Genomic DNA, 17,834 nt, shown 5'->3' with positions numbered 1-17,834 from the left:
GCGGGTGCAGGGCAGGCCGAGGACAGGCCGAGGGCCGGGCGTCACTGCTGGCGCTTGTCGCTCTACGTCAACAGGTGGTCGAGGCAGAGGTTCAGCCCGGCCTCCAGATGTTCCGCGGAGCCGGTGGAGAGCAGGACGGTGACACCGCCTTGCACGGCGGCGATCACGGCCGCGGCCGTACGGTCGGGATCGAGGGCCGGATCGGCTTCGCCGGCCGTTTGCGTGGCCTCGATGCCGGCGCGGACGCACTCTTGCCACCGACGCACCAGTTGCGCCGATACGGCCTGCGCGGCCGGGCTGTACCGGCCCACGTCGGCGATCAGCACCCCGAGCGGGCAGTGCAGCCCCTGGTCGCGGTAGCGCTCGACGATGAGGTCACGCCACGCCTCCCATGCCGCGCGCGAGGTGAGCTCGCTCAGGTAGGGCTCCTGATCATCGAAGACACGCTCGGCTTCGAGCTCGGCGACCGCGAGCAGGAGCTGCTCCCGACCATCGGGGAAGTAGTAGAACATCTGCCCCTTGCCGGTGTCGCTGCGCCGGCATACGTCATCGAGCGTGGTGGCGTTCGTGCCGCGTTCCCGGATCTCGGCCGCGGCGGCTTCGACGATGCGCAGGCGGGTCGCGGCGCCTTTCCTGGTGGTCACGGACCAAAGTGTACTTGCAGGTACATTTTTTGGAACATACCTTCGCCCGCATGAGAGCGATTGTCATCAACGAGGCAGGGGGACCGGAGGTGTTGCGGCTGCGCGGGCGGCCGGCACCTCGTCCGGGCCCGGGAGATGTTCTGGTGGACGTTCGCGTGGCGGGTGTGAACTTCTTCGACACCGCCATCCGCGGACAGGCCCTGGCCGAGGTGCCGGGCGCGGAGGGTGTGGGTGTGGTGGCGGAGACGGGCGAGGGCGTGCACGGGTTCGCCCCGGGTGATCGGGTCGCGTGGCTGACGAATAGCCACGGCAGCTACGCCGAGCGGATCGTGCTCCCGGCGGACGGCGTCGTCCCGGTGCCCGACGCCGTCGACGACGAGACGGCCGCGGCCCTGCTCGTGCAGGGCCTGTCCGCGCACCACTTCGCCACCGTGTCCCACCCGGTGCGACCGGGGGATGTCGCGCTGGTGCACGCGGCCGCCGGCGGGGTCGGGATGTTGCTCACCCAGATCGTCAAGGCGCGCGGCGGCACCGTGATCGGCCTGGTGTCGCGACCGGAGAAGGTCAGGTCCGCCGCCGACGCGGGCGCCGACCACGTCCTGGTCTCCACCGGTGACGCGTTCGTGGAGCCGGTGCGCGAGCTGACCGGCGGCGAGGGTGTGCATGTGGTGTTCGACGGCGCCGGGGCGACCACTTTCGCCGCATCGCTGCGAGTACTGCGTACACACGGCACGATGGTGTTCTACGGGCCGCTGATCGGTGATGTGCCGACCATCGCGATGAACGACATCCCCCGCAGCACCCGCCTCACCTACCCCGTGACCGAGGACCATGTCCGCACACCCGAGGAACTCAGGGCGCGCACGGCCGAGTTGTTCGCGCTCGTCGAGAGGGGCGAGCTGATCGTCCGGATCGGTGGCCGCTACCCGCTGGCGGAGGCGGCAAAGGCCCACGCGGACATCGAGTCGCGTACGACCACAGGGAAACTGCTGCTGTTCCCGTGACCCATGATCCGTGACCCATGACCCGTGCCCCGTGCCCCGTGACGGTGGCCGGTAGTGCGCTCTCGGGGGCGGCGGCGCCGGGATGAGCCGAGAGGGGCCACGAGCTCAGAAGAGTGGCCAGTTGCGCAGGGCGGCGTCGGCCATCTCCTGGAGTTCATCGCGGCCGACACCGCTCGCGGCTTGTACGGCGATGCCGTAGGCGAAGGTGGTGACATAGCGGGCCAGCAGCCCCGGATCGGTCTCCGCGGGCAGGTCGCCGTCGTCGACGGCCCGCTGGAACCGCTCCCGGACGCGGGAGTAGCCGTCGTTGCGCCAGGCGACGAGGAGGTCACAGACTTCCTGCCCGGAGTCGCTGGCGGTCAGGGCGCCCTGGACGCCCAGGCATCCGCGGGGACTGGCCGGGCGGGTGGTGGTCCGGACGGTGCCGGCCAGGATCGCGGTGGCGACACCGAGGGCGGTCGGCTCCTCCATGGCCCGGGCCAGGTATGCGCTCGCACGGCGGCCGCCCGAGAACCGGCGCTCTGGCTGCAATGGGGCTGGGGCGAGGGCCCGCGCAGCGGCGGACGACGTACATCGCTGTGGTGCGCATGGCTGGCCTGGTCACGGTTCCGGGTCGTCATCCCGGTCTTCGACAAGACCTTGCCGACCATCGTGGCCTGCCTGGATGCCACCCTGCGGCGGATCGGCGGCGTCCCCACCTACGCGCTCACGGACAACGAGAGGACCGTCACGACCGAGCACATCGCGAACATCGCGGTCCGCAACCCGGACATCGTCGAGATCGGGCGGCACTACGGCATGACCATCCGCACCTGACTGCCGGCCGATCCCGAGCTGGTGGGCGCGGACGATCGTGGAACCGACCGACACACCCGTCGAACCTCCCGTCCACCGCCCACCTGCGGAAACGCGTATGCAGCGTGGCCCACGGCCCGTAACGGTCGGACACATCCCGCCAGGCCGTCCCAGTCCGGAACTTCCATACGATCCCGTTCAGGACCCTGCGGTCGTCCAGCCGCTTCCGCCCCGCAACGACTCGGGCAGCAGTGGCCGGACGAACTCCCACTCGGCATCGGACAGTTCATGGCGACGTATCACCACACCATGATCCACCAACGATGCCATGTGAAGACACTACCCAGGGCTCGTCCGGCGGATCATGGGCCGAGCCAGGGTCGGACCGAGGCGAGGGCCGGCGAGTGCCCTAATCGTGTTGACCGCCCCCGGCAGGCAGTGCTGGAGTCGGCACGTGGACAGCATCCCCGCCAACCGGCGGCTCTGGAACCAGATCAGCAGCGCCTACCAGCACGAGCACGACCCGCAAATCGGCGCCACACCCCGGCTGTGGGGCATGTATTCCATCCCCGACGCGCACCTGCACGCCCTGGGCGACGTCACCGGCAAGCGCGTCCTCGAACTCGGCTGCGGCGCCGGCCAGTGGTCCAGGGCGCTCGCCGCCGAGGGCGCCACCGTGGTCGGGCTCGACCTGTCCGAAGCCCAACTCGCCGCAGCGGCCCGCGCGATGGGAGCGGCCCGCTACCCGCTGGTGCAAGGCGCCGCCGAACAACTCCCCTTCGCCGCCGACAGCTTCGACCTGGTGTTCTGCGACTTCGGTGGGCTCAGCTGGGCGCCCCCGCACCTAGCCGTCCCGCAGGCCGCACGCGTCTTGGGCCGCGGCGGGCGCCTGGTGTTCAACGTCGCCAGCCCATGGTTCGAAGCCTGCTACGACGAAGCCGCCAGCCGCGTGACCACGACGCTCCAGCAGGACTACTTCGGGCTGAACACCATCGCCGAAGACAACGGCGCGACCAGCTATCAGCTCACCTACGGCGACTGGGTCAAGGTCCTGCGCGGCGCGGGTCTCATCATCGACGACCTCATCGAGCCGCGGCCCGAACTCGGAACACCCAACGGCTACAACGAAACCGACCCACCCGACTGGGCACACCGCTGGCCGGCGGAACTGCTCTGGGTAACCCACAAACCGTAAGTTCCGCCGCGCCGAGACATGAAGGCACCACTGGATCACGACGGACACCACTCACAGGGCCAGCACCACGGTGAGGGCGACGGCATCACTCGGCATCGGTCGCGACGGCCGGTCTGAGATCTGACCCGAGCCACCCCGGGCGGTGATCGCGTCGCCCATCTCGTCGGCGCGCCTCAGCGAGGCCGTCATCGCGGTGGCCAGCATGTCGATCACCTCGCTCCGCCATCGACGCCAACGCTCCCGCCGGGTGGTCGCGGCAGTGCGTGGGCGCAACCGGCGAGCAGCGAAAAGTACCCGGAACTCCTGGCTCAATATGGGGAACGCCCGCAGGGTCAGCCCGAGGGTCACCGCCCAGTCATCGACGCCCTTTCATCCGGTCGTCGACATTCGGCCGCCGACCGGCCCCGGCCCCGGTACAGGGCCCGGGCCGGGGCGCCACCGGGCGGGAGCGGTCAGATGCCCACCGGATGCCACACGGTCTTCGTCTCCAGGAACGGGGTGATCCTGGACAGCCCCGGTGCGGCCGCCCAGTCGGTGGACGGTCGCGGTCTCAGGACGCGGGTGAGGGTGGTGGCCGCCGCCTCCTCCAGTTCGGCCGCCCGCTCACCGGCTCCCGCCAGGTCCAGCGCGTTGACATCCGCGTGGGACGCCAGCGGCGGGGCCAGTTCCGCGAGGCGGCCGGTGAGGATGTTGACCACACCGCCGGGCAGGTCCGAGGTGGCCAGGGCCTCTGCCAGGGTGACGGCGGGCAGGGGATGCGGCTCGCTCGCCACCACCACCGCCGTGTTGCCCGTCGCGATCACCGGCGCGATCACCGAGACCAGGCCCAGCAGCGGGGACTTCGGTGGCGCGAGGACCGCCACCACCCCCGTGGGTTCGGGTACGGAGCGGTTGTCGTACGGCCCCGAGACGGGGTTGGTGCCGCCCAGCACCTGGGTGACCTTGTCGGTCCAGCCCGCGTAGTACACCCAGCGGTCGACGGCGGCCGAGACCACCTCCTCGGCCCGCGCCGTATCCAGGCCCTCGGCGTCGATGGTCTCCTGGACGAACTGGGCGCGCCGCCCCTCCATCATCTCGGCCACGCGGTAAAGGATCTGTCCGCGGTTGTAGGCGGTACGGGCGGCCCACGGGGCGAACGCGCGGCGGGCCGCGACCACCGCGTCCCGGGCGTCCTTGCGCGAGGCCAGCGCGGCGTGGGCCAGCGGTTCGCCCTCGGCTGAGGTCACCGGATAGCTCCTCCCCGACTCGGATCGCGGGAATCCCCCGCCCAGGTACAGTTTGTAGGTCTTGCGCACCGGCAGTCGGGCCGCGGCGGGCACGGGGAACTCAGACATCGAGGTACGCCTCCAGTCCGTGCCGTCCGCCCTCGCGCCCGTACCCGGATTCGCGGTAGCCCCCGAACGGGCTGGTGGGGTCGAACTTGTTGAAGGTGTTCGACCACACCACACCGGCGCGCAGCCGGCCGGCGGTCCACAGCATGCGGCTTCCCTTCTCGGTCCACACTCCGGCCGACAGGCCGTAGGGGGTGTTGTTGGCCTTCTCGACCGCCTCGTCCGGGGTGCGGAAGGTGAGGACGGACAGCACCGGTCCGAAGATCTCTTCCCGGGCGATGCGGTGGGCCTGGGTGACCCCGGTGAAGATGGTCGGCGCGAACCAGTAGCCGTGTGCGGGCAGTTCGCAGTCGGGGGCCCAGTCCTGGCTGCCCTCGTCCCGGCCGGTCTGGGCGAGGGCGCGGATACGGGCGAGCTGTTCGGCGGAGTTGATGGCGCCGATGTCGGTGTTCTTGTCGAGCGGGTCGCCGAGCCTGAGCCGGGAGACGCGCTCCTTGAGCCGGTGCAGCACCTCCTCGGCGATGGACTCCTGGACCAGCAGCCGGGATCCGGCGCAGCACACATGGCCCTGGTTGAAGAAGATGCCGTTCACGATGCCCTCGACGGCCTGATCGAGGGGCGCGTCGTCGTAGACGATGTTGGCGCCCTTGCCGCCGAGTTCCAGGGTGAGCTTCTTGCGGGTGCCCGCCACCGTGCGGGCGATCTCCCGGCCGACCTCGGTGGAACCGGTGAAGGCCACCTTGTCGGTGCCGGGGTGGGCGATCAGGGCGCGTCCGGTGTCGGCGGCGCCGGTGACGATGTTGACCACGCCCGGGGGCAGCTCTGCCTGCTGGCAGATCTCGGCGAACAGCAGGGCGGTGAGCGGGGTGGTCTCGGCCGGTTTGAGCACCACCGTATTGCCCGTGGCGAGGGCCGGGGCGATCTTCCAGGCGAGCATCAGCAGGGGGAAGTTCCAGGGGATGACCTGGGCGGCGACGCCCAGTGGCCGGGGTGCGGCGCCGAAGCCCGCGTGGGCGAGCTTGTCGGCCCAGCCGGCGTAGTAGAAGAAGTGCGCGGCGGCCAGCGGGATGTCCACGTCCCGCGACTCCTTGATGGGCTTGCCGTTGTCCAGGGACTCCAGGACGGCCAGTTCACGGGCGCGTTCCTGGATGATGCGGCTGATCCGGAAGAGGTACTTGCCGCGCTCGGCGGGTGGCATCGGGGACCATACCTGCTCGAAGGCCCGCCGGGCGGCGGTCACGGCGCGGTCCACGTCCCCCTCGTCGGCGACGGACACCTCCGCCAGCGACTCCTCGTCGGCCGGGTTGACCGTGGTGATCAGTCGCTCGGTGGGGGGTGTGAACGCGCCGTCGATGAACAGTCCGTACGCGGGGCGCAGCGAGACGACGGCCCGGGACTCGGGTGCGGGGGCATACGCGAAGGTGGTGTCGGCCATGCGTCAGTCCAGGGTGTAGTGGTCGGGGCCCGGGTAGGTGCCGGTGGCCAGTCTGGTCCGCTGCATCAGCAGGTCGTTGAGCAGGCTGGAGGCACCGAGCCGGAACCAGGACGGGTCGAGCCAGTCGGGTCCGGTGGTCTCGTTGACCAGTACCAGGTGGCGCAGCGCGTCCTTGGTGGTGCGGATGCCCCCGGCGGGTTTGACGCCGACCTGACGGCCGGTGGCGGCGCGGAAGTCACGGACCGCCTCCAGCATGACGAGGGTGACCGGCAGGGTGGCGGCGGGGTTCACCTTGCCCGTGGAGGTCTTGATGAAGTCGGCTCCGGCGAGCATGGCGAGCCAGGAGGCGCGCCGCACGTTGTCGTAGGCGGCCAGTTCGCCGGTCTCCAGGATGACCTTCAGATGGGCCGGTTCGCCGCCGGGCCGGGCGCACGCCTCGCGGACGGCGACGATCTCCTCGTGGACCTTGCGGTAGTCACCGGCGAGGAAGGCGCCCCGGTCGATCACCATGTCGATCTCGTCGGCGCCGTCGGCGACGGCCTGGCGGGTGTCGGCGAGCTTGGCTTCCAGGGGCGCCCGACCGGCGGGGAAGGCGGTGGCCACCGACGCCACGGCGACCGGGCTGCCGCGCAGGGCGTCCACGGCCACGGGCACGAGATCGGGGTAGACGCAGACGGCGGCCACATGCGGGACGCCGCGGTCGTCCGGGTCGGGCCGGCGGGCCTTGGCGGACAGGGCGCGTACCTTCCCGGGAGTGTCGGCGCCCTCCAGCGTGGTCAGGTCGACCATCCGGATGGCCAGGTCGATGGCGTATGCCTTGGCGGTGGTCTTGAGGGAGCGGGTGGCCAGGGCGGCGGCGCGGGCGCGGGCGCCCACCTCGTCGACGCCCGGGAGGCCGTGCAGAAAGGCGCGCAGCGAGGCGTTGTCGGTGGCGCGGGGCAGTCCGGGGGCGGGAGCGGTGTCAGGCACGGACGCCTCGCTTCTCCATCAGCATGTTGAGGATCAGGGCGACGATCAGGATCAGCCCGGTGACGACCATCTGGAAGAAGGAGCCCAGTCCCATCAGGTTGCACAGGTTGCGCAGCACCGACAGCAGCAGGACCGCGACGAACGTCCCCATCACCCCGCCGCGGCCGCCGAAGAGATGGGTGCCGCCGAGCACCACCGCGGCGATGGCGTCCAGTTCGAGCCCGTTGAAGGCGGTGGGCTGGCCGATGGTGAGCCGTGAGGTCAGCAGCACGCCCGCCAGTGCGGAGAGGGCTCCGGAGATGGCGAAGACGGCGGTGATGACGCCCCGGACCGGCAGTCCGGACAGCCGTGCGGCCTCCTTGTTGCTGCCGACGGCGTAGATGTACTCGCCGAAGGTGGTGCCGCGCAGGACGAGTCCGGCGGCGATGGTGACGGCCACGAAGATCAGCCCGACGATCGGTATGTAGCCGATGAAGCCCCCGCCGAGCAGCTGGAAGGAGTGGGGCAGGCCGGCGCTGGTCGGCTCGCCGTCGGTGAGCAGGTAGGTCAGTCCGCGGATGGCGGTGAGCCCGGCCAGGGTGGTCATGAACGCGGGCAGGGACAGATAGGCGGAGAGCCCGCCCATGACGGTCCCGAACAGGGCGCCCGCGGCGACACTGGCGACGATGGCCAGGACGACGTTGACATCGTCGCCGATCAGCAGCGCGACCGTCATCCCGCCGAAGGCGGCGACACTGCCCACCGACAGGTCGATGCCCGCGGTGAGGATGACCAGGGTCATGCCGATGGCGACGATGCCGGTCAGCGCCGACTGCTGGAGGAGGTTGGACAGATTGCGGGTGGTGAGGAAGTCGGGTGTCAGCAGGCTCGCCGCGACACACAGGGCGAGGAACACCAGCACCAGGTTGAATTTGACGATGAGTTCGGCGCCACGGGGCCGGGGCCGTCGGGTGCCGGTGGCTGCCGCTTTCGGCTCTGCCACTGCGGAGGAGGTGGTCATGATGCGGCCTTCGTTGCGGGGGTTTCTCCGGTGATGACGGTGTGGGCGATGGTGGCCTCGTCGGTGGTCCTGGGGTCGTAGCAGGCCACGTTGCGGCCCTCGTGCAGCACCCAGACGCGGTCGGCGTTGGCGGTCAGCTCGTTCAGCTCACTGCTGGCGAGCAGCACCGCGACACCCTGGTCGGCGAGGTGGCGCACCTGGCGGTACAGATCGGCCTTGGCTCCCACGTCCAGGCCCCGGGTGGGCTCGTCGAGCAGCAGCACCCGCAGGCCGCCCTTGGCGATCCACTTGGCGAGCACGACCTTCTGCTGGTTGCCGCCCGACAGCTTCCCCACCGGCTGGTCGGGCGAGGAGTACTTGACGCCAAGACCGCTCAGCGCGGGCGTGGCCCTGCGGCGTCCGGCGGTGTGCGGGGCGAGCCAGGGCGGCCGGCCCAGCGCGGTGACGGCGGCGTTGCGCGCCACCGACAGACCGGGCATCAGCCCCTGTTCCTTACGGTTCTCCGGCACCAGCGCGAATCCGGCGCGCACGGCGGCGGCGGGGCTCGACAGCCGTGGTTCGGCGCCGTCGAGCCGTACCGAGACCGACGCCCCGGTGTCGCCGAACAGCGCCGACAGCAAGGTGGTGCGGCCCGCGCCGCCGAGCCCCGCCAGGCCCGCGACCTCGCCGGGCCGGACCTCGATGTCGCGGACGTCGATCAGTCCGGGGCGGTGCACCCGGCGGATCTCCAGCAGCGCGGGGCCCTCGGGCCGTGGCCGGTCGGTGGGGCGCACCAGCTCACGGGACTCGCCGATCATCGCGGCGACCAGTTCGTCGGGGGTGGCGCGGGCGAGGTCGTGGACCGAGACCGAGCGGCCGTCGCGCATCACGGTGGCCCGGTCGCCGATCTCCATCACCTCGTCCATGCGGTGTGAGATGTAGATGACCGAGCGGCCCTCCGCGGTGAGGGAGCGGATCACGTCGAACACCTTGCGCAGATCGTTCTCGCCGAGGGTGGCGGAGGGTTCGTCCATGACGATGACCCGCGCCTGCGTGGTGAGCGCCCTGGCGATCGCGGTGAGCTGCTGGGCGGCGATGGGCAGTTCGCGGACGACCGCGTTGACCGGGAAGTCGCCGCCGACCCGGTCGATGGCCTCCCGCGCCAGTTCGGCCCGCCGTCCACGGCGGATGACCGGGCCCCTGGCCGGGGCGCGGCCGAGCAGCAGGTTCTGGGCGACGGTCAGATCGGGCACCAGATCGAGTTCCTGGTAGATCACCGAGATGCCCGCGGCCATACCGGCCTGGGGGCTGGTGAGCCGCACGGGTTCACCGTCGAGGCGGATCTCGCCCTCGTCCGGCTGTACGGAGCCGGCCAGGATCTTCATCAGGGTGCTCTTGCCCGCGCCGTTCTCGCCGAGCAGGCAGTGGGTCTCACCGGGCAGGACGGTCAGCTCGGCGTGGTCGTTGGCGAGGGTGCCGGGGAAGCGTTTGACGATGCCGCGCATGCTCAGGCGCGGGGTCAGCTCCGACGGCCCGCCGGTGCCGGACGCGTTCATGGCCTCTCCTTCCGGGACAGCCGTTCGCAGGAAGCGGGATTGAGCAGATGGGAGGCGGTGTGGTCGTCGGTGATCAGGGTGTTGCACAGCCCGCTGCTGACCACGGCCGCGCACACGGTGTGCTTGGCGGTTCCGGAGGCCACCGCGACCGACACCGGGCTGCGGCGCAGGGCCTCCAGGGGCAGACCGAGGGTGCGGTCGTCCAGCGCCTGGTCGATGACCTCTCCCCGGGAGCCGATGAAGCGTCCCGCCACATCGCCCACCGCGCCGGCCCTGGCCAGCCGTTCCACGTCGTCGGCGGTGAGGTAGCCCGAGCCGACCAGCACCGAGTCCGCGCCGATCGCACCGGGGCTGAAGAGCACCGTGTCCGCCTCGGCGGCCTGGGTGAGGACGTCGGCGACCGCGCTGTCCCGCTCCAGCACCCGGCGGGTGGTCTCCTGCTCCACGATGGCCGGGGCCGGCAGCACCGTGAGGGTGCCCTCGCCGAGATGGGCGATCCGGCTGGCCATGTCCTGGGCGGAGCTGGGCCGGCGGGAGCGGCTGAGCCCGCCGTTGATCTGCACCACGTGGACGCCGTGGGTCCAGCCCGGGTTGAGGCCGCGGGCCAGCAGATCCATGGTGCGGCCCCAGGAGACCCCGAGCAGCCGGGGGGACGGGCGCAGCCGGGCGAGATAGTCGGCCCCGGCCTCGGCGACCCTGGCCCGCAGCGCCTCCTCGTCGTCGGTTTGGCCGCGGGCGACCACCACGGCGTCCCGCAGTCCGAAGGCGTCCCGCAGCCGCTCCTCCAGGCCCCGCATCCGCGATTTGGGGTGGACCACCTGGATCCGTACGATCCCGGCCTGCCGTGCCTCGGCCAGCAGCCGGCCGACCTTCCAGCGGGTGAAGTGCAGGTCCTCGCCGATCTGCTCCTGGGTGAGGTCCTGCTCGTAGTACATGGAGGCGACCTGGTACAGCAGTGCCTCGTCCTCGGTACCGCTCATACGGGGACCTCCGATCCCCATGGGGTGGTCAGCCGGTGGGCGATGCCGCGGGTGGCGGCGGTCGCCGCGCGGTAGTCGGCATAGCCCCGCTGGTAGACCTCGCGGTGGGTGCCGTCGGGCTCCACGGTCCGGGTGGGGAGGGCGAGACCGGCCGCGGCCTCGGCGAGCGAACCGGCCTGCCCGGTGCCGGCCGCCGCGATGACCGCGCACGCGCGCAGCGTGAGGTTGTCGCCCTCGACCAGCCGCAGCGGACGGCCGAGCACATCGGCCGTGGTGCGCAGCCACAGCGGATTGTGGCGGATGCCGCCGGAGACATACACCTCGTCCACCGGCACCCCGCCCTCCACGAAGGACTCCAGGACCTGGCGGGTGCCGTACGCCACCCCCTCCACGGCCGCCCGGTAGATCTCCACCGGGCGGCTGGCGAGGGTCAGACCGAGCACGGCGCCGCGCAGCCTCGGGTCGCGCAGCGGGGTGCGGTTGCCCATGAAGTAGTCCAGGACCAGCAGCCCGTGCTCGCCGGGCGGCAGGGCCGCGGCGTCGGCGATCAGCCGGGGCAGTTCGGCGCGGGGGCGTCCCAGCAGGGACTCCCCCGCCCAGGTGAGGACGGAGCCGGAGCTGACCTGGCCGCCCTCGATCAGCCACCTTCCGGCGTTGAGGGCGTCGGGGTAGGGGCCCCAGATGGTCGGTGGGAAGACCGGGGCACCGATCTCGGTAATGAAGGCGGTGGAGGTGCCCGAGACCATGGAGACCAGTCCGGTGCGCGCCCCGCCGATGGCGAGCAGCGACAGATGGGCGTCGATACCGCCCGCGCAGACCACCGCCTCCCCGTGGATGCCGAGCTCCTCGCGGGCGGCGGCGCCGACCGGGGCCACCGGATCGCCCACCGGGACGATCCGCTCGGGCAGCTTGTCGCGCAGATCGGGGACGCCGAACGTCGCGTACAGGTCGTCGGGGAGCCCGGCGCCGAGCGGGTCGTGGTTCCACTTGCAGACGGCGTTCATCCGCGACCCGGCCCACTCCCCCGTCAACCGCCAGACCAGATAGTCGACCGCTTCGGTGATGCGGTGCGCCGCGCGATAGGTCTCCGGTTCGTTCCGGGCGAGCCACATGGCCTTCGGCACCAGCCATTCGACGGCGTCCGCACCGCCCGTGTAGGCCAGTACGGGATGGTCGGCGGCCGCGGTGAGCTCGGACTCCGCGCTGGCCCTGGCGTCCATCCACAGCAGGGCCGGGCGCAGCGGGCGGCCCGCGGCGTCGAGGACGGCGACGGTGGAGGCGGTGGTGGCCACGGCGAGCCCGGCCACGGCGGGCGAGCCCGCCTCGGCGAGTGCCGCCCTGACCGCGGAGACCACGGCACGCCACCAGTCCTCGGGATCCTGCTCGGCCCAGCCGGGGTGCGGGAAGACGGTGGGATAGCCGCTCTCGCCACGGCCCAGCGTGGCGCCGTCCGCCGCGTAGACGCAGACGCGGGCGCTCTCCGTGCCGAGGTCGATGGCCAGCAGCGCGGTCATGGACGGTCTCCGTTGGGCAGGAAGAGCACCTTGGAGCTGAACATGGACCGCTCCCCCAGCTTGCGTATGGTGTCGCCCAGGTCGTCCAGGTCCAGCTCATGGGTGATCATGAACTTCCAGCGCAGCCGGCCGTCCGCCATGGCCTGTGCGGCGAGCCGCCACTCGTCTCCCGGGAAGGGTGCGGAGAAGGAGTTCCACGCGCCGTGCAAGGTGATCTCGCGGCGCAGGAAGGCGCTGAAGGTCGACTTGGGCAGCACCACCGGATCGTGCGGGATGCCGATGAAGACGGCCTGGCCGTGCCGGGCGGCCAGCGACACGGCCTGGTCGGCGGTGGCGGGAACCCCGGCGGACTCGACGATGACGTCGAAGCCGGGCCCGGCCAGCTCCCGGGCCTGCTCGGGTGTGGTGGCGGTCCGGGTGGCACCGGCCTCCAGCGCCATGGCCGCCTTCTCCTCGCTCACATCGATCGAGAGCACCTCGCTGGCGCCCTGGAGCAGCGCCCACTGGATGGCGAACAGCCCGATGGGGCCGGCGCCGACCACGGCCACCCGGTGGCCCGCGCGCAGCTTGGTGCGCCAGATGGCGTGCAGGGCGATGGCGGCGGGGTCGAGCATCGCGGCGGCCCGCGGGTCGAGGTCGGCGGGCAGCACCAGCAGATTGTCCTCGGGCACGGCCACGTACTCGGCGTAGGCCCCGGGCCGGCGGCTGCCGAAATAGTCGTAGTCCTCGCAGAGGCTGTACCGCCCCTGGTCGCAGGGGCCGCACCGGCGGCAGGGGATCAGCGGCGGCACGGCCACCAGGTCGCCGGCCCGGACCGTACCGGCGGCGGCGAGTTCGGAGCCGAGCGCCACCACATGGCCGGAGAACTCATGGCCGCAGATCAGCGGCAGGTTGTAGGCCACCTCGGGGCGGAGCATCCGGGAGATGTCCGAACCGCAGACGCCACAGGCGGCGACGCGCACCAGCGCCTCACGAGGGCCGGGCTCCGGTACGGGTAGGCGCTCCACGCGGATGTCGCCCGGGGCGTGCAGCACGGCGGCTCGCATGGTCTCCGGCATGATGGTGTCGTTTCCTTTCACAGGGTGGGTGTCCGGGGAGTGGGTGTCCGGGCCGGATGCGCGGGTCACCGCGCGCCCTCGGAGGCGAAGGTCGTCCCGCCGACGTACTTGTGGGCGTTGTCCCGGTCGACCAGCGCGGTGCCGGCGTCGATGGACGCGGCGACCTTCTTGCCGTCGGCGACGTCCTCGGCGGTCTTGACCGCGGTCCGGCCCAGCGAGATCGGGTCGTTGAGGGCCGTGGCGCTGTAGGGGCCGTGCTGGTCGATGGCCTTGACCGCCTCCATCAGACCGTCGACCCCGGCGACCTTCACATCGGAGCGGCCGTTCTCCTTGAGCACCTGGAGGGCGCCGAGTGCCATGTCGTCGTTGTGTGCGTAGACGACCTTGACGTCGGGGTTGGTCTGGAGCAGGTCCTGCATGGCGGTGACGGCCTTGGAGCGGATGTAGTCGCAGTACGGGCCGCTGACGATGCGGATCTTCTTGTTGGCGGCGACGGCCTTGTGGAACCCGGCGCTGCGGTCGCGCGCCACGGCACCGCCCGCGTCACCCTTGATCTCGATGATCTTGCCGCCCTTGGGGCCCAGCTCCTTGGCGATCCGCTCGCCGACGAGCTGCCCCATCGCGGTGTTGTCCCGGCCCACATGCGCGGCGGCCCCGGAGGGCACCGGACGGTCGACGGTGACGACGGACACTCCGGCGGACTTCGCGGCGGCCAGCCCCGCCTTGACCCCCTTGGGGTCGACGGGGTTGACCATCAGCACGTCGACACCGCGGGTGATGAGGTCCTGGATGTCGTTGTTCTGCTTGGTGACATCGCCGCCCGCGTCGGCGAAGTAGAGCTTCGCCCCGGCCTTCTCCGCGGCCTTCCGCGCGCCCTGGCGGAGCTGGACGTAGAACGGCGACTGCTGGGTGGCCTGGCTGAAGCCGATGGTCAGCGCTCCGGATCTCTTGTGTGAACCGGAGCCGCCGGAGCCACCGGGGCTGGTCGACACCGAACAGGCGGCGAGCGCCAGGAGAGAAAATGTTCCGAAAAAGATCCCGAGAATGCGATTGATGCGCATATGGGCCTCCAGATGTGGTCCTGGCGAGGGACAGTAGATCTGGAATTAACCTCACAGCAACGGGCGCGCATTTTTTTGCTCGTATGAGCACGAGCCGGAACGCAGTGCCTCAGTTCAGTCACTCAGCGCGATGAAGTCGCGGGTAGGTCGCCGCTGGGCCGACAGAGTGTGACCAGACGTCGTGGCAGCCGGGCGGAAAGGCTTGCCCGCTTCCCCCGCCGCAACCGCTCCGGCGCCTCGCCTTGACAGCGCGTGCAGACTTGCGTCGTGATCGTTCTCTTCGCCTTGAACGCGATTCTTGCCGCGAGTGGCGTCGTCTTCGCGGTGCTTGCGGCGCTTCGTCCCTCGGCGCTCGCCGGGGAGGGTGCCGAAGGCGTCGGCGTTCATTTCTACGCACGGATGTATGCGGCCAAAGCCGTTCCGTTCGGTGTGCTTGCCGCCGTCGTGCCGTTCCTCGCCACGGGAGCCGTACCCGGCGTGTGCTTGCTCTGCGCAGCCGTCTCACAGGCGGTGGACGCGACGATCGGATTCGGGCGACGTAACATGCGCCAGGCTGGCGGCAGCGTCGTCGCGGCCGTGGTCCACGCCGTGGTCGCGGCCCTGATCTGGTGACGCGCACGATCGCATCGCCCCTGTTGAGCCGGGATCTTCGCGTTGCCCATGCGATCGCGCGCCGAAGGCCCCGCCCGGTTCGGCGGGGCCTTCGGGGCCGTGCGGGACTGGGCGCGACGGTCCGGTACGCGGGACCGTCGCGCCGATGGGATTCAGCGCAGCCAGGCGTGGTCGCGGACGATCGGGAGCCGCGCCCAGAGGCGGCCCAGGCCCCAGGTGGTGCCTGCCCCCGCGGCCGCCACGGCGATCAGCCCCAGCGCGTAGACGACGTGGTAGTCGACGAAGGGATTCGACGACATGCTCGGCGACCCGTCCGACAGGTGCTTGGCCGGCGGCCACTCGGCGGCCCACATCAACGCCATCATCACCGTGCCCGCCACCGCGGCCGGCCGCAGCGCCACACCGGCCATGACGGTCACGCCGATGCCGAGCAGACCCAGCATGAACAGCCAGTCCGCCCATGCGTCACCGGCCCACGCATGGAAGGTCGACTCCATCGGCCCGACGGCGACGGAGCCGAGGAACCCTCTCGTCGGCGACCCACCGTCGGTCCAGCCCTTGCCGGAAGCGGTCGCGTAGCCGAAGCCGAAGGTCTTGTCCAGGAACGCCCACAGGAAGACGAACCCGGTGAGCAGGCGCAGGGACGCGAGGGTGTAGGCCCGCGCGTCGTGGGTGACGGTGTCTGCCGACATGGCGGCCGTGGAGCCCGTACGGTTCCTGCGGAAAAGCAGGTGGAACCCCGTACTCCGGTGCGGGTGCTCGTCTATGGCCATGGCGGTGATCCCTTCGATTAGGGTCTTCTCATTGCCCGTTGCCCTCACTCTCGTCCTGCGGGCCCGGTCGCGCCGGATGCCGAAAGTCCGCGGCCATGGGGCTGGACGGCCCTGTCGAGAGGGCCAGTTGGGGCGCGGCCGCCCGATCCGCCGCCGAGGGCACGGGCCCCGCGAAGGCCGGTGTTCCGGCCGTCACAAGGGCCGACCGACCCTTTCCTCTTTACCGCACGGCTCTGGCACACTGCGCCCGAGCCTGGAGATGATCAAGCAGGCCAATGGACGGTGGGCAGAAAGGACAGTCAGGGATGATCGCTGTCGTAGGGCATCCCGATCTCAGCGCGTCGACGCTCGCGCTGATGGAGGAGGAACTGCGGTCACGGCTGGGCGACTTCGCCCGTGCGGGCAGAGCCGGTCTGGTCCGCGCCGGAAAGGGGCTGCCGGTGGCGTTCGGAAGAGCCGCCCGTAAGGCGGGGCTGGCCCTGGTGACGGTCCTGCCGTCGCGCAACGGTGTGCCCGCGCAGTTGGCCGAGCTCGACCGCAAGGCCGCGGGTGAACTGCTGCTGCTGTCGCAGCAGGTGCGGCTGGTGGAGTTCGACCCCGGTGACCGCGGCGCGTGTGTGAGCGCGGACGAGAGCTTGCTGCGCAACTGCGCCCGTGTGTTCGCGGTATGGGACGGCTCGCCGTCCAACGGAAGGGACGTCACGGCGCATCTGGTGGCCTACGCGCGCAGTCACGGGGTCGATGTCGAGGTGATCTGGCCGCGGGGAGCCATGCACGGGATTGCTTGAGCGCTCCCGGTGATTCGACCGGTCAACCGTCTCGTGACCGACCGTGTCACCCACGGCCCGGCCGTCCGGACAGGCGACCGGAGGTGCCACGTCCGTGCCGGTGGGGCGGCGGGGAGCGTGCCCCGCCGCCGGCTTCGGCTTCGTCAGCGGATGCGTCGCCGGGGCGCCCTACCCGTGGAGGTGGCGGCGCAGGTAGTCGTACCAGGTCTGTTCGAAGGTCCCGGCGAGGGCCGAGTTCGGGGCGAATATGTCCCAGGCGTGGCAGGCATGGGCGTAGAGGTGCAGGTCGACGGGGACACCGGCGGCGATCAGCCGCCGCGCGAAGTCGATGTTCTCGTCGCGGAAGACGTCGTACTGCGCCACGGCGATGAAGGTGTCCGGCAAACCGGTCACATCGGTGGCACGGCCGGGCGCGCTGTACGGGTGGACATCGGGGGCGCCCGCGCGGTCGCCCAGCACGGCGGCCCAGGCGTACGTGTTCTCCCGGCGGTCATAGATGCCGAGGTCGACGATCTCGTGGCTGGACGGGGTCTCGTTGCGATCGTCGAGCATCGGGTAGTTCAGCGACAGCAGCCGCGGCCGGCGGTCGCCGCGGTCGCGGAGCATGAGCGCGGTGGCCGGGGCGGGCGCCCCGCCGCCACTCGCCCCGGCGAGCCCGATCCGGTCCGGGGCGATCCCGTGCTCGGTCGCGTGCTCGGTGAGGTGGGTGAAGGCCAGGTAGCCGTCCTCGGCCGCTCCCGGGGCCCGGGTTTCGGGCGCGAGTCGATAGTCGACCACGGCCAGCACGATGTCGAGTCGCGGGGCCATGGTCGCGGCGTACGCGTGGGAGGTGCGGTCATGGGCGCTGCCGAGGACCTGCCCACCGGCGTGGAAGTAGAGAAGGGACGGGCGGGGCTGGTCGATGCCACCGGGGTGGAACATCACCACGTCGAGCGCGGTCCCGTCCTCGCGCGGGATGCTGAGCGTCTCGATCCTGACTCGCGGGTCCGGGGCGGGGGCCGGGAGCTGGGCCCCGGCCGCCTCCATCCGCGCGCGGAAGGCGGGGATGTCGGAGAAGTCCAGCATGGCGCCGTTGGGGCCCTTGGGCATGGCGGCCAGTGCCGCGGCGAGTTCGGGGTCGATGTCGTAGGCCATCGTCGT

General features: G+C 71.2%; 20 protein-coding genes and 1 pseudogene. 5 read left to right on the top strand and 16 right to left on the bottom strand.

Annotation, left to right across the window (positions count from 1 at the left end):
• Positions 1-62: 62 nt before the first annotated feature.
• Positions 63-644 carry a TetR/AcrR family transcriptional regulator gene (locus NQU54_RS04980; RefSeq protein ID WP_069868331.1) on the bottom strand — a complete coding sequence of 194 codons (582 nt, stop codon included), beginning with the start codon at positions 642-644 and terminating at the stop codon, positions 63-65.
• Between the two features lie 50 nt (positions 645-694).
• Here NQU54_RS04980 and NQU54_RS04975 point away from each other — a divergent pair, with 50 nt between their 5' ends.
• A complete protein-coding gene (locus NQU54_RS04975) occupies positions 695-1,648 on the top strand; it encodes a quinone oxidoreductase family protein (RefSeq protein ID WP_257629942.1) in 954 nt (317 codons plus the stop codon).
• Positions 1,649-1,753: 105 nt separating this feature from the next.
• On the opposite strand, the gene NQU54_RS04970 is transcribed toward NQU54_RS04975, so the two are convergent.
• A complete protein-coding gene (locus NQU54_RS04970) occupies positions 1,754-2,119 on the bottom strand; it encodes a TetR family transcriptional regulator C-terminal domain-containing protein (RefSeq protein WP_372505783.1) in 366 nt (121 codons plus the stop codon).
• A 39-nt stretch (positions 2,120-2,158) separates the two neighbouring features.
• On the opposite strand from NQU54_RS04970, the pseudogene NQU54_RS04965 reads away from it, so the two are divergent.
• Positions 2,159-2,461, top strand: a pseudogene (locus NQU54_RS04965) (IS21 family transposase); the annotation flags it as partial.
• Here the strand turns inward: NQU54_RS04965 and NQU54_RS49970 are convergent.
• Both NQU54_RS49970 and NQU54_RS04960 read right to left on the bottom strand, forming a co-directional pair.
• Positions 2,376-2,636, bottom strand: a complete 261-nt coding sequence (locus NQU54_RS49970) for a transposase (protein ID WP_372505796.1) — start codon at positions 2,634-2,636, stop codon at positions 2,376-2,378. The pseudogene NQU54_RS04965 and the gene NQU54_RS49970 sit on opposite strands and share 86 nt — an antisense overlap.
• Positions 2,637-2,641: 5 nt before the next feature.
• A complete protein-coding gene (locus tag NQU54_RS04960) occupies positions 2,642-2,773 on the bottom strand; it encodes a transposase (protein WP_257629941.1) in 132 nt (43 codons plus the stop codon).
• A gap of 124 nt (positions 2,774-2,897) precedes the next feature.
• Between NQU54_RS04960 and NQU54_RS04955 the strand changes: the two genes are divergently transcribed.
• Complete coding sequence (locus NQU54_RS04955; RefSeq protein WP_099016329.1) at positions 2,898-3,638, top strand: class I SAM-dependent methyltransferase; 741 nt, start codon at positions 2,898-2,900, stop codon at positions 3,636-3,638.
• Positions 3,639-3,689: 51 nt separating this feature from the next.
• On the opposite strand, the gene NQU54_RS04950 is transcribed toward NQU54_RS04955, so the two are convergent.
• From NQU54_RS04950 to NQU54_RS04905, 10 genes are all read right to left on the bottom strand, one after another.
• Complete coding sequence (locus tag NQU54_RS04950; RefSeq protein WP_257629940.1) at positions 3,690-3,986, bottom strand: CbiQ family ECF transporter T component; 297 nt, start codon at positions 3,984-3,986, stop codon at positions 3,690-3,692.
• A gap of 104 nt (positions 3,987-4,090) precedes the next feature.
• On the bottom strand, positions 4,091-4,972 hold the full coding sequence (locus NQU54_RS04945) for an aldehyde dehydrogenase family protein (RefSeq protein WP_257629939.1): 882 nt from the start codon (positions 4,970-4,972) through the stop codon (positions 4,091-4,093).
• A complete protein-coding gene (locus NQU54_RS04940) occupies positions 4,965-6,404 on the bottom strand; it encodes an aldehyde dehydrogenase family protein (protein ID WP_257629938.1) in 1,440 nt (479 codons plus the stop codon). Before NQU54_RS04940 ends, NQU54_RS04945 begins: the two co-directional genes overlap by 8 nt.
• A 3-nt stretch (positions 6,405-6,407) precedes the next feature.
• Complete coding sequence (deoC, locus tag NQU54_RS04935; RefSeq protein ID WP_257629937.1) at positions 6,408-7,373, bottom strand: deoxyribose-phosphate aldolase; 966 nt, start codon at positions 7,371-7,373, stop codon at positions 6,408-6,410.
• Positions 7,366-8,373 (bottom strand): ABC transporter permease, encoded by a 1,008-nt coding sequence (locus NQU54_RS04930; RefSeq protein ID WP_257629936.1) that lies wholly within the window; start codon positions 8,371-8,373, stop codon positions 7,366-7,368. Before NQU54_RS04930 ends, deoC begins: the two co-directional genes overlap by 8 nt.
• Positions 8,370-9,908, bottom strand: coding sequence for a sugar ABC transporter ATP-binding protein (locus NQU54_RS04925; protein ID WP_257629935.1), 1,539 nt, complete (start codon positions 9,906-9,908; stop codon positions 8,370-8,372). Before NQU54_RS04925 ends, NQU54_RS04930 begins: the two co-directional genes overlap by 4 nt.
• On the bottom strand, positions 9,905-10,888 hold the full coding sequence (locus NQU54_RS04920; protein ID WP_257629934.1) for a sugar-binding transcriptional regulator: 984 nt from the start codon (positions 10,886-10,888) through the stop codon (positions 9,905-9,907). Before NQU54_RS04920 ends, NQU54_RS04925 begins: the two co-directional genes overlap by 4 nt.
• Positions 10,885-12,402, bottom strand: a complete 1,518-nt coding sequence (locus NQU54_RS04915) for an FGGY-family carbohydrate kinase (protein ID WP_257629933.1) — start codon at positions 12,400-12,402, stop codon at positions 10,885-10,887. Before NQU54_RS04915 ends, NQU54_RS04920 begins: the two co-directional genes overlap by 4 nt.
• The gene (locus tag NQU54_RS04910) at positions 12,399-13,460 is read right to left on the bottom strand and encodes a galactitol-1-phosphate 5-dehydrogenase (RefSeq protein ID WP_069868701.1); all 1,062 of its coding nucleotides are present in this window, start codon (positions 13,458-13,460) and stop codon (positions 12,399-12,401) included. The genes NQU54_RS04915 and NQU54_RS04910 overlap by 4 nt, the downstream gene beginning before the upstream one ends.
• A gap of 65 nt (positions 13,461-13,525) precedes the next feature.
• Positions 13,526-14,521: a substrate-binding domain-containing protein gene (locus NQU54_RS04905; RefSeq protein WP_257629932.1), complete on the bottom strand. Its 996-nt coding sequence runs from the start codon at positions 14,519-14,521 to the stop codon at positions 13,526-13,528.
• Between the two features lie 267 nt (positions 14,522-14,788).
• On the opposite strand from NQU54_RS04905, the gene NQU54_RS04900 reads away from it, so the two are divergent.
• Positions 14,789-15,133, top strand: a complete 345-nt coding sequence (locus NQU54_RS04900) for a hypothetical protein (protein WP_257629931.1) — start codon at positions 14,789-14,791, stop codon at positions 15,131-15,133.
• A gap of 152 nt (positions 15,134-15,285) precedes the next feature.
• Here NQU54_RS04900 and NQU54_RS04895 read toward each other — a convergent pair whose 3' ends face one another.
• Complete coding sequence (locus NQU54_RS04895) at positions 15,286-15,906, bottom strand: hypothetical protein (protein WP_257629930.1); 621 nt, start codon at positions 15,904-15,906, stop codon at positions 15,286-15,288.
• Positions 15,907-16,211: 305 nt separating this feature from the next.
• On the opposite strand from NQU54_RS04895, the gene NQU54_RS04890 reads away from it, so the two are divergent.
• Complete coding sequence (locus NQU54_RS04890) at positions 16,212-16,694, top strand: hypothetical protein (RefSeq protein WP_069868375.1); 483 nt, start codon at positions 16,212-16,214, stop codon at positions 16,692-16,694.
• A 168-nt stretch (positions 16,695-16,862) separates the two neighbouring features.
• Here the strand turns inward: NQU54_RS04890 and NQU54_RS04885 are convergent, their stop codons facing one another.
• A complete protein-coding gene (locus NQU54_RS04885; RefSeq protein WP_257629929.1) occupies positions 16,863-17,828 on the bottom strand; it encodes an alpha/beta hydrolase fold domain-containing protein in 966 nt (321 codons plus the stop codon).
• Positions 17,829-17,834: the final 6 nt, after the last annotated feature.

Origin of the sequence: Streptomyces malaysiensis subsp. samsunensis (assembly GCF_024519315.1) — a bacterium.
GTDB classification, from domain to species: domain Bacteria; phylum Actinomycetota; class Actinomycetes; order Streptomycetales; family Streptomycetaceae; genus Streptomyces; species Streptomyces malaysiensis.
This window is presented reverse-complemented; position numbering and strand designations above follow the sequence as displayed.

What these genes read in the sequence shown, in the direction of transcription:
- NQU54_RS04975 (WP_257629942.1), top strand. Translation starts at nt 695, where the DNA reads ATGAGAGCGATTGTCATCAACGAGGCAGGGGGACCGGAGGTGTTGCGG.
- NQU54_RS04970 (WP_372505783.1), bottom strand. Translation starts at nt 2,119, where the DNA reads ATGGAGGAGCCGACCGCCCTCGGTGTCGCCACCGCGATCCTGGCCGGC.
- NQU54_RS04960 (WP_257629941.1), bottom strand. Translation starts at nt 2,773, where the DNA reads ATGGCATCGTTGGTGGATCATGGTGTGGTGATACGTCGCCATGAACTG.
- NQU54_RS04945 (WP_257629939.1), bottom strand. Translation starts at nt 4,972, where the DNA reads ATGTCTGAGTTCCCCGTGCCCGCCGCGGCCCGACTGCCGGTGCGCAAG.
- NQU54_RS04940 (WP_257629938.1), bottom strand. Translation starts at nt 6,404, where the DNA reads ATGGCCGACACCACCTTCGCGTATGCCCCCGCACCCGAGTCCCGGGCC.
- NQU54_RS04930 (WP_257629936.1), bottom strand. Translation starts at nt 8,373, where the DNA reads ATGACCACCTCCTCCGCAGTGGCAGAGCCGAAAGCGGCAGCCACCGGC.
- NQU54_RS04925 (WP_257629935.1), bottom strand. Translation starts at nt 9,908, where the DNA reads ATGAACGCGTCCGGCACCGGCGGGCCGTCGGAGCTGACCCCGCGCCTG.
- NQU54_RS04920 (WP_257629934.1), bottom strand. Translation starts at nt 10,888, where the DNA reads ATGAGCGGTACCGAGGACGAGGCACTGCTGTACCAGGTCGCCTCCATG.
- NQU54_RS04915 (WP_257629933.1), bottom strand. Translation starts at nt 12,402, where the DNA reads ATGACCGCGCTGCTGGCCATCGACCTCGGCACGGAGAGCGCCCGCGTC.
- NQU54_RS04910 (WP_069868701.1), bottom strand. Translation starts at nt 13,460, where the DNA reads ATGCCGGAGACCATGCGAGCCGCCGTGCTGCACGCCCCGGGCGACATC.
- NQU54_RS04905 (WP_257629932.1), bottom strand. Translation starts at nt 14,521, where the DNA reads ATGCGCATCAATCGCATTCTCGGGATCTTTTTCGGAACATTTTCTCTC.
- NQU54_RS04895 (WP_257629930.1), bottom strand. Translation starts at nt 15,906, where the DNA reads ATGGCCATAGACGAGCACCCGCACCGGAGTACGGGGTTCCACCTGCTT.
- NQU54_RS04890 (WP_069868375.1), top strand. Translation starts at nt 16,212, where the DNA reads ATGATCGCTGTCGTAGGGCATCCCGATCTCAGCGCGTCGACGCTCGCG.
- NQU54_RS04885 (WP_257629929.1), bottom strand. Translation starts at nt 17,828, where the DNA reads ATGGCCTACGACATCGACCCCGAACTCGCCGCGGCACTGGCCGCCATG.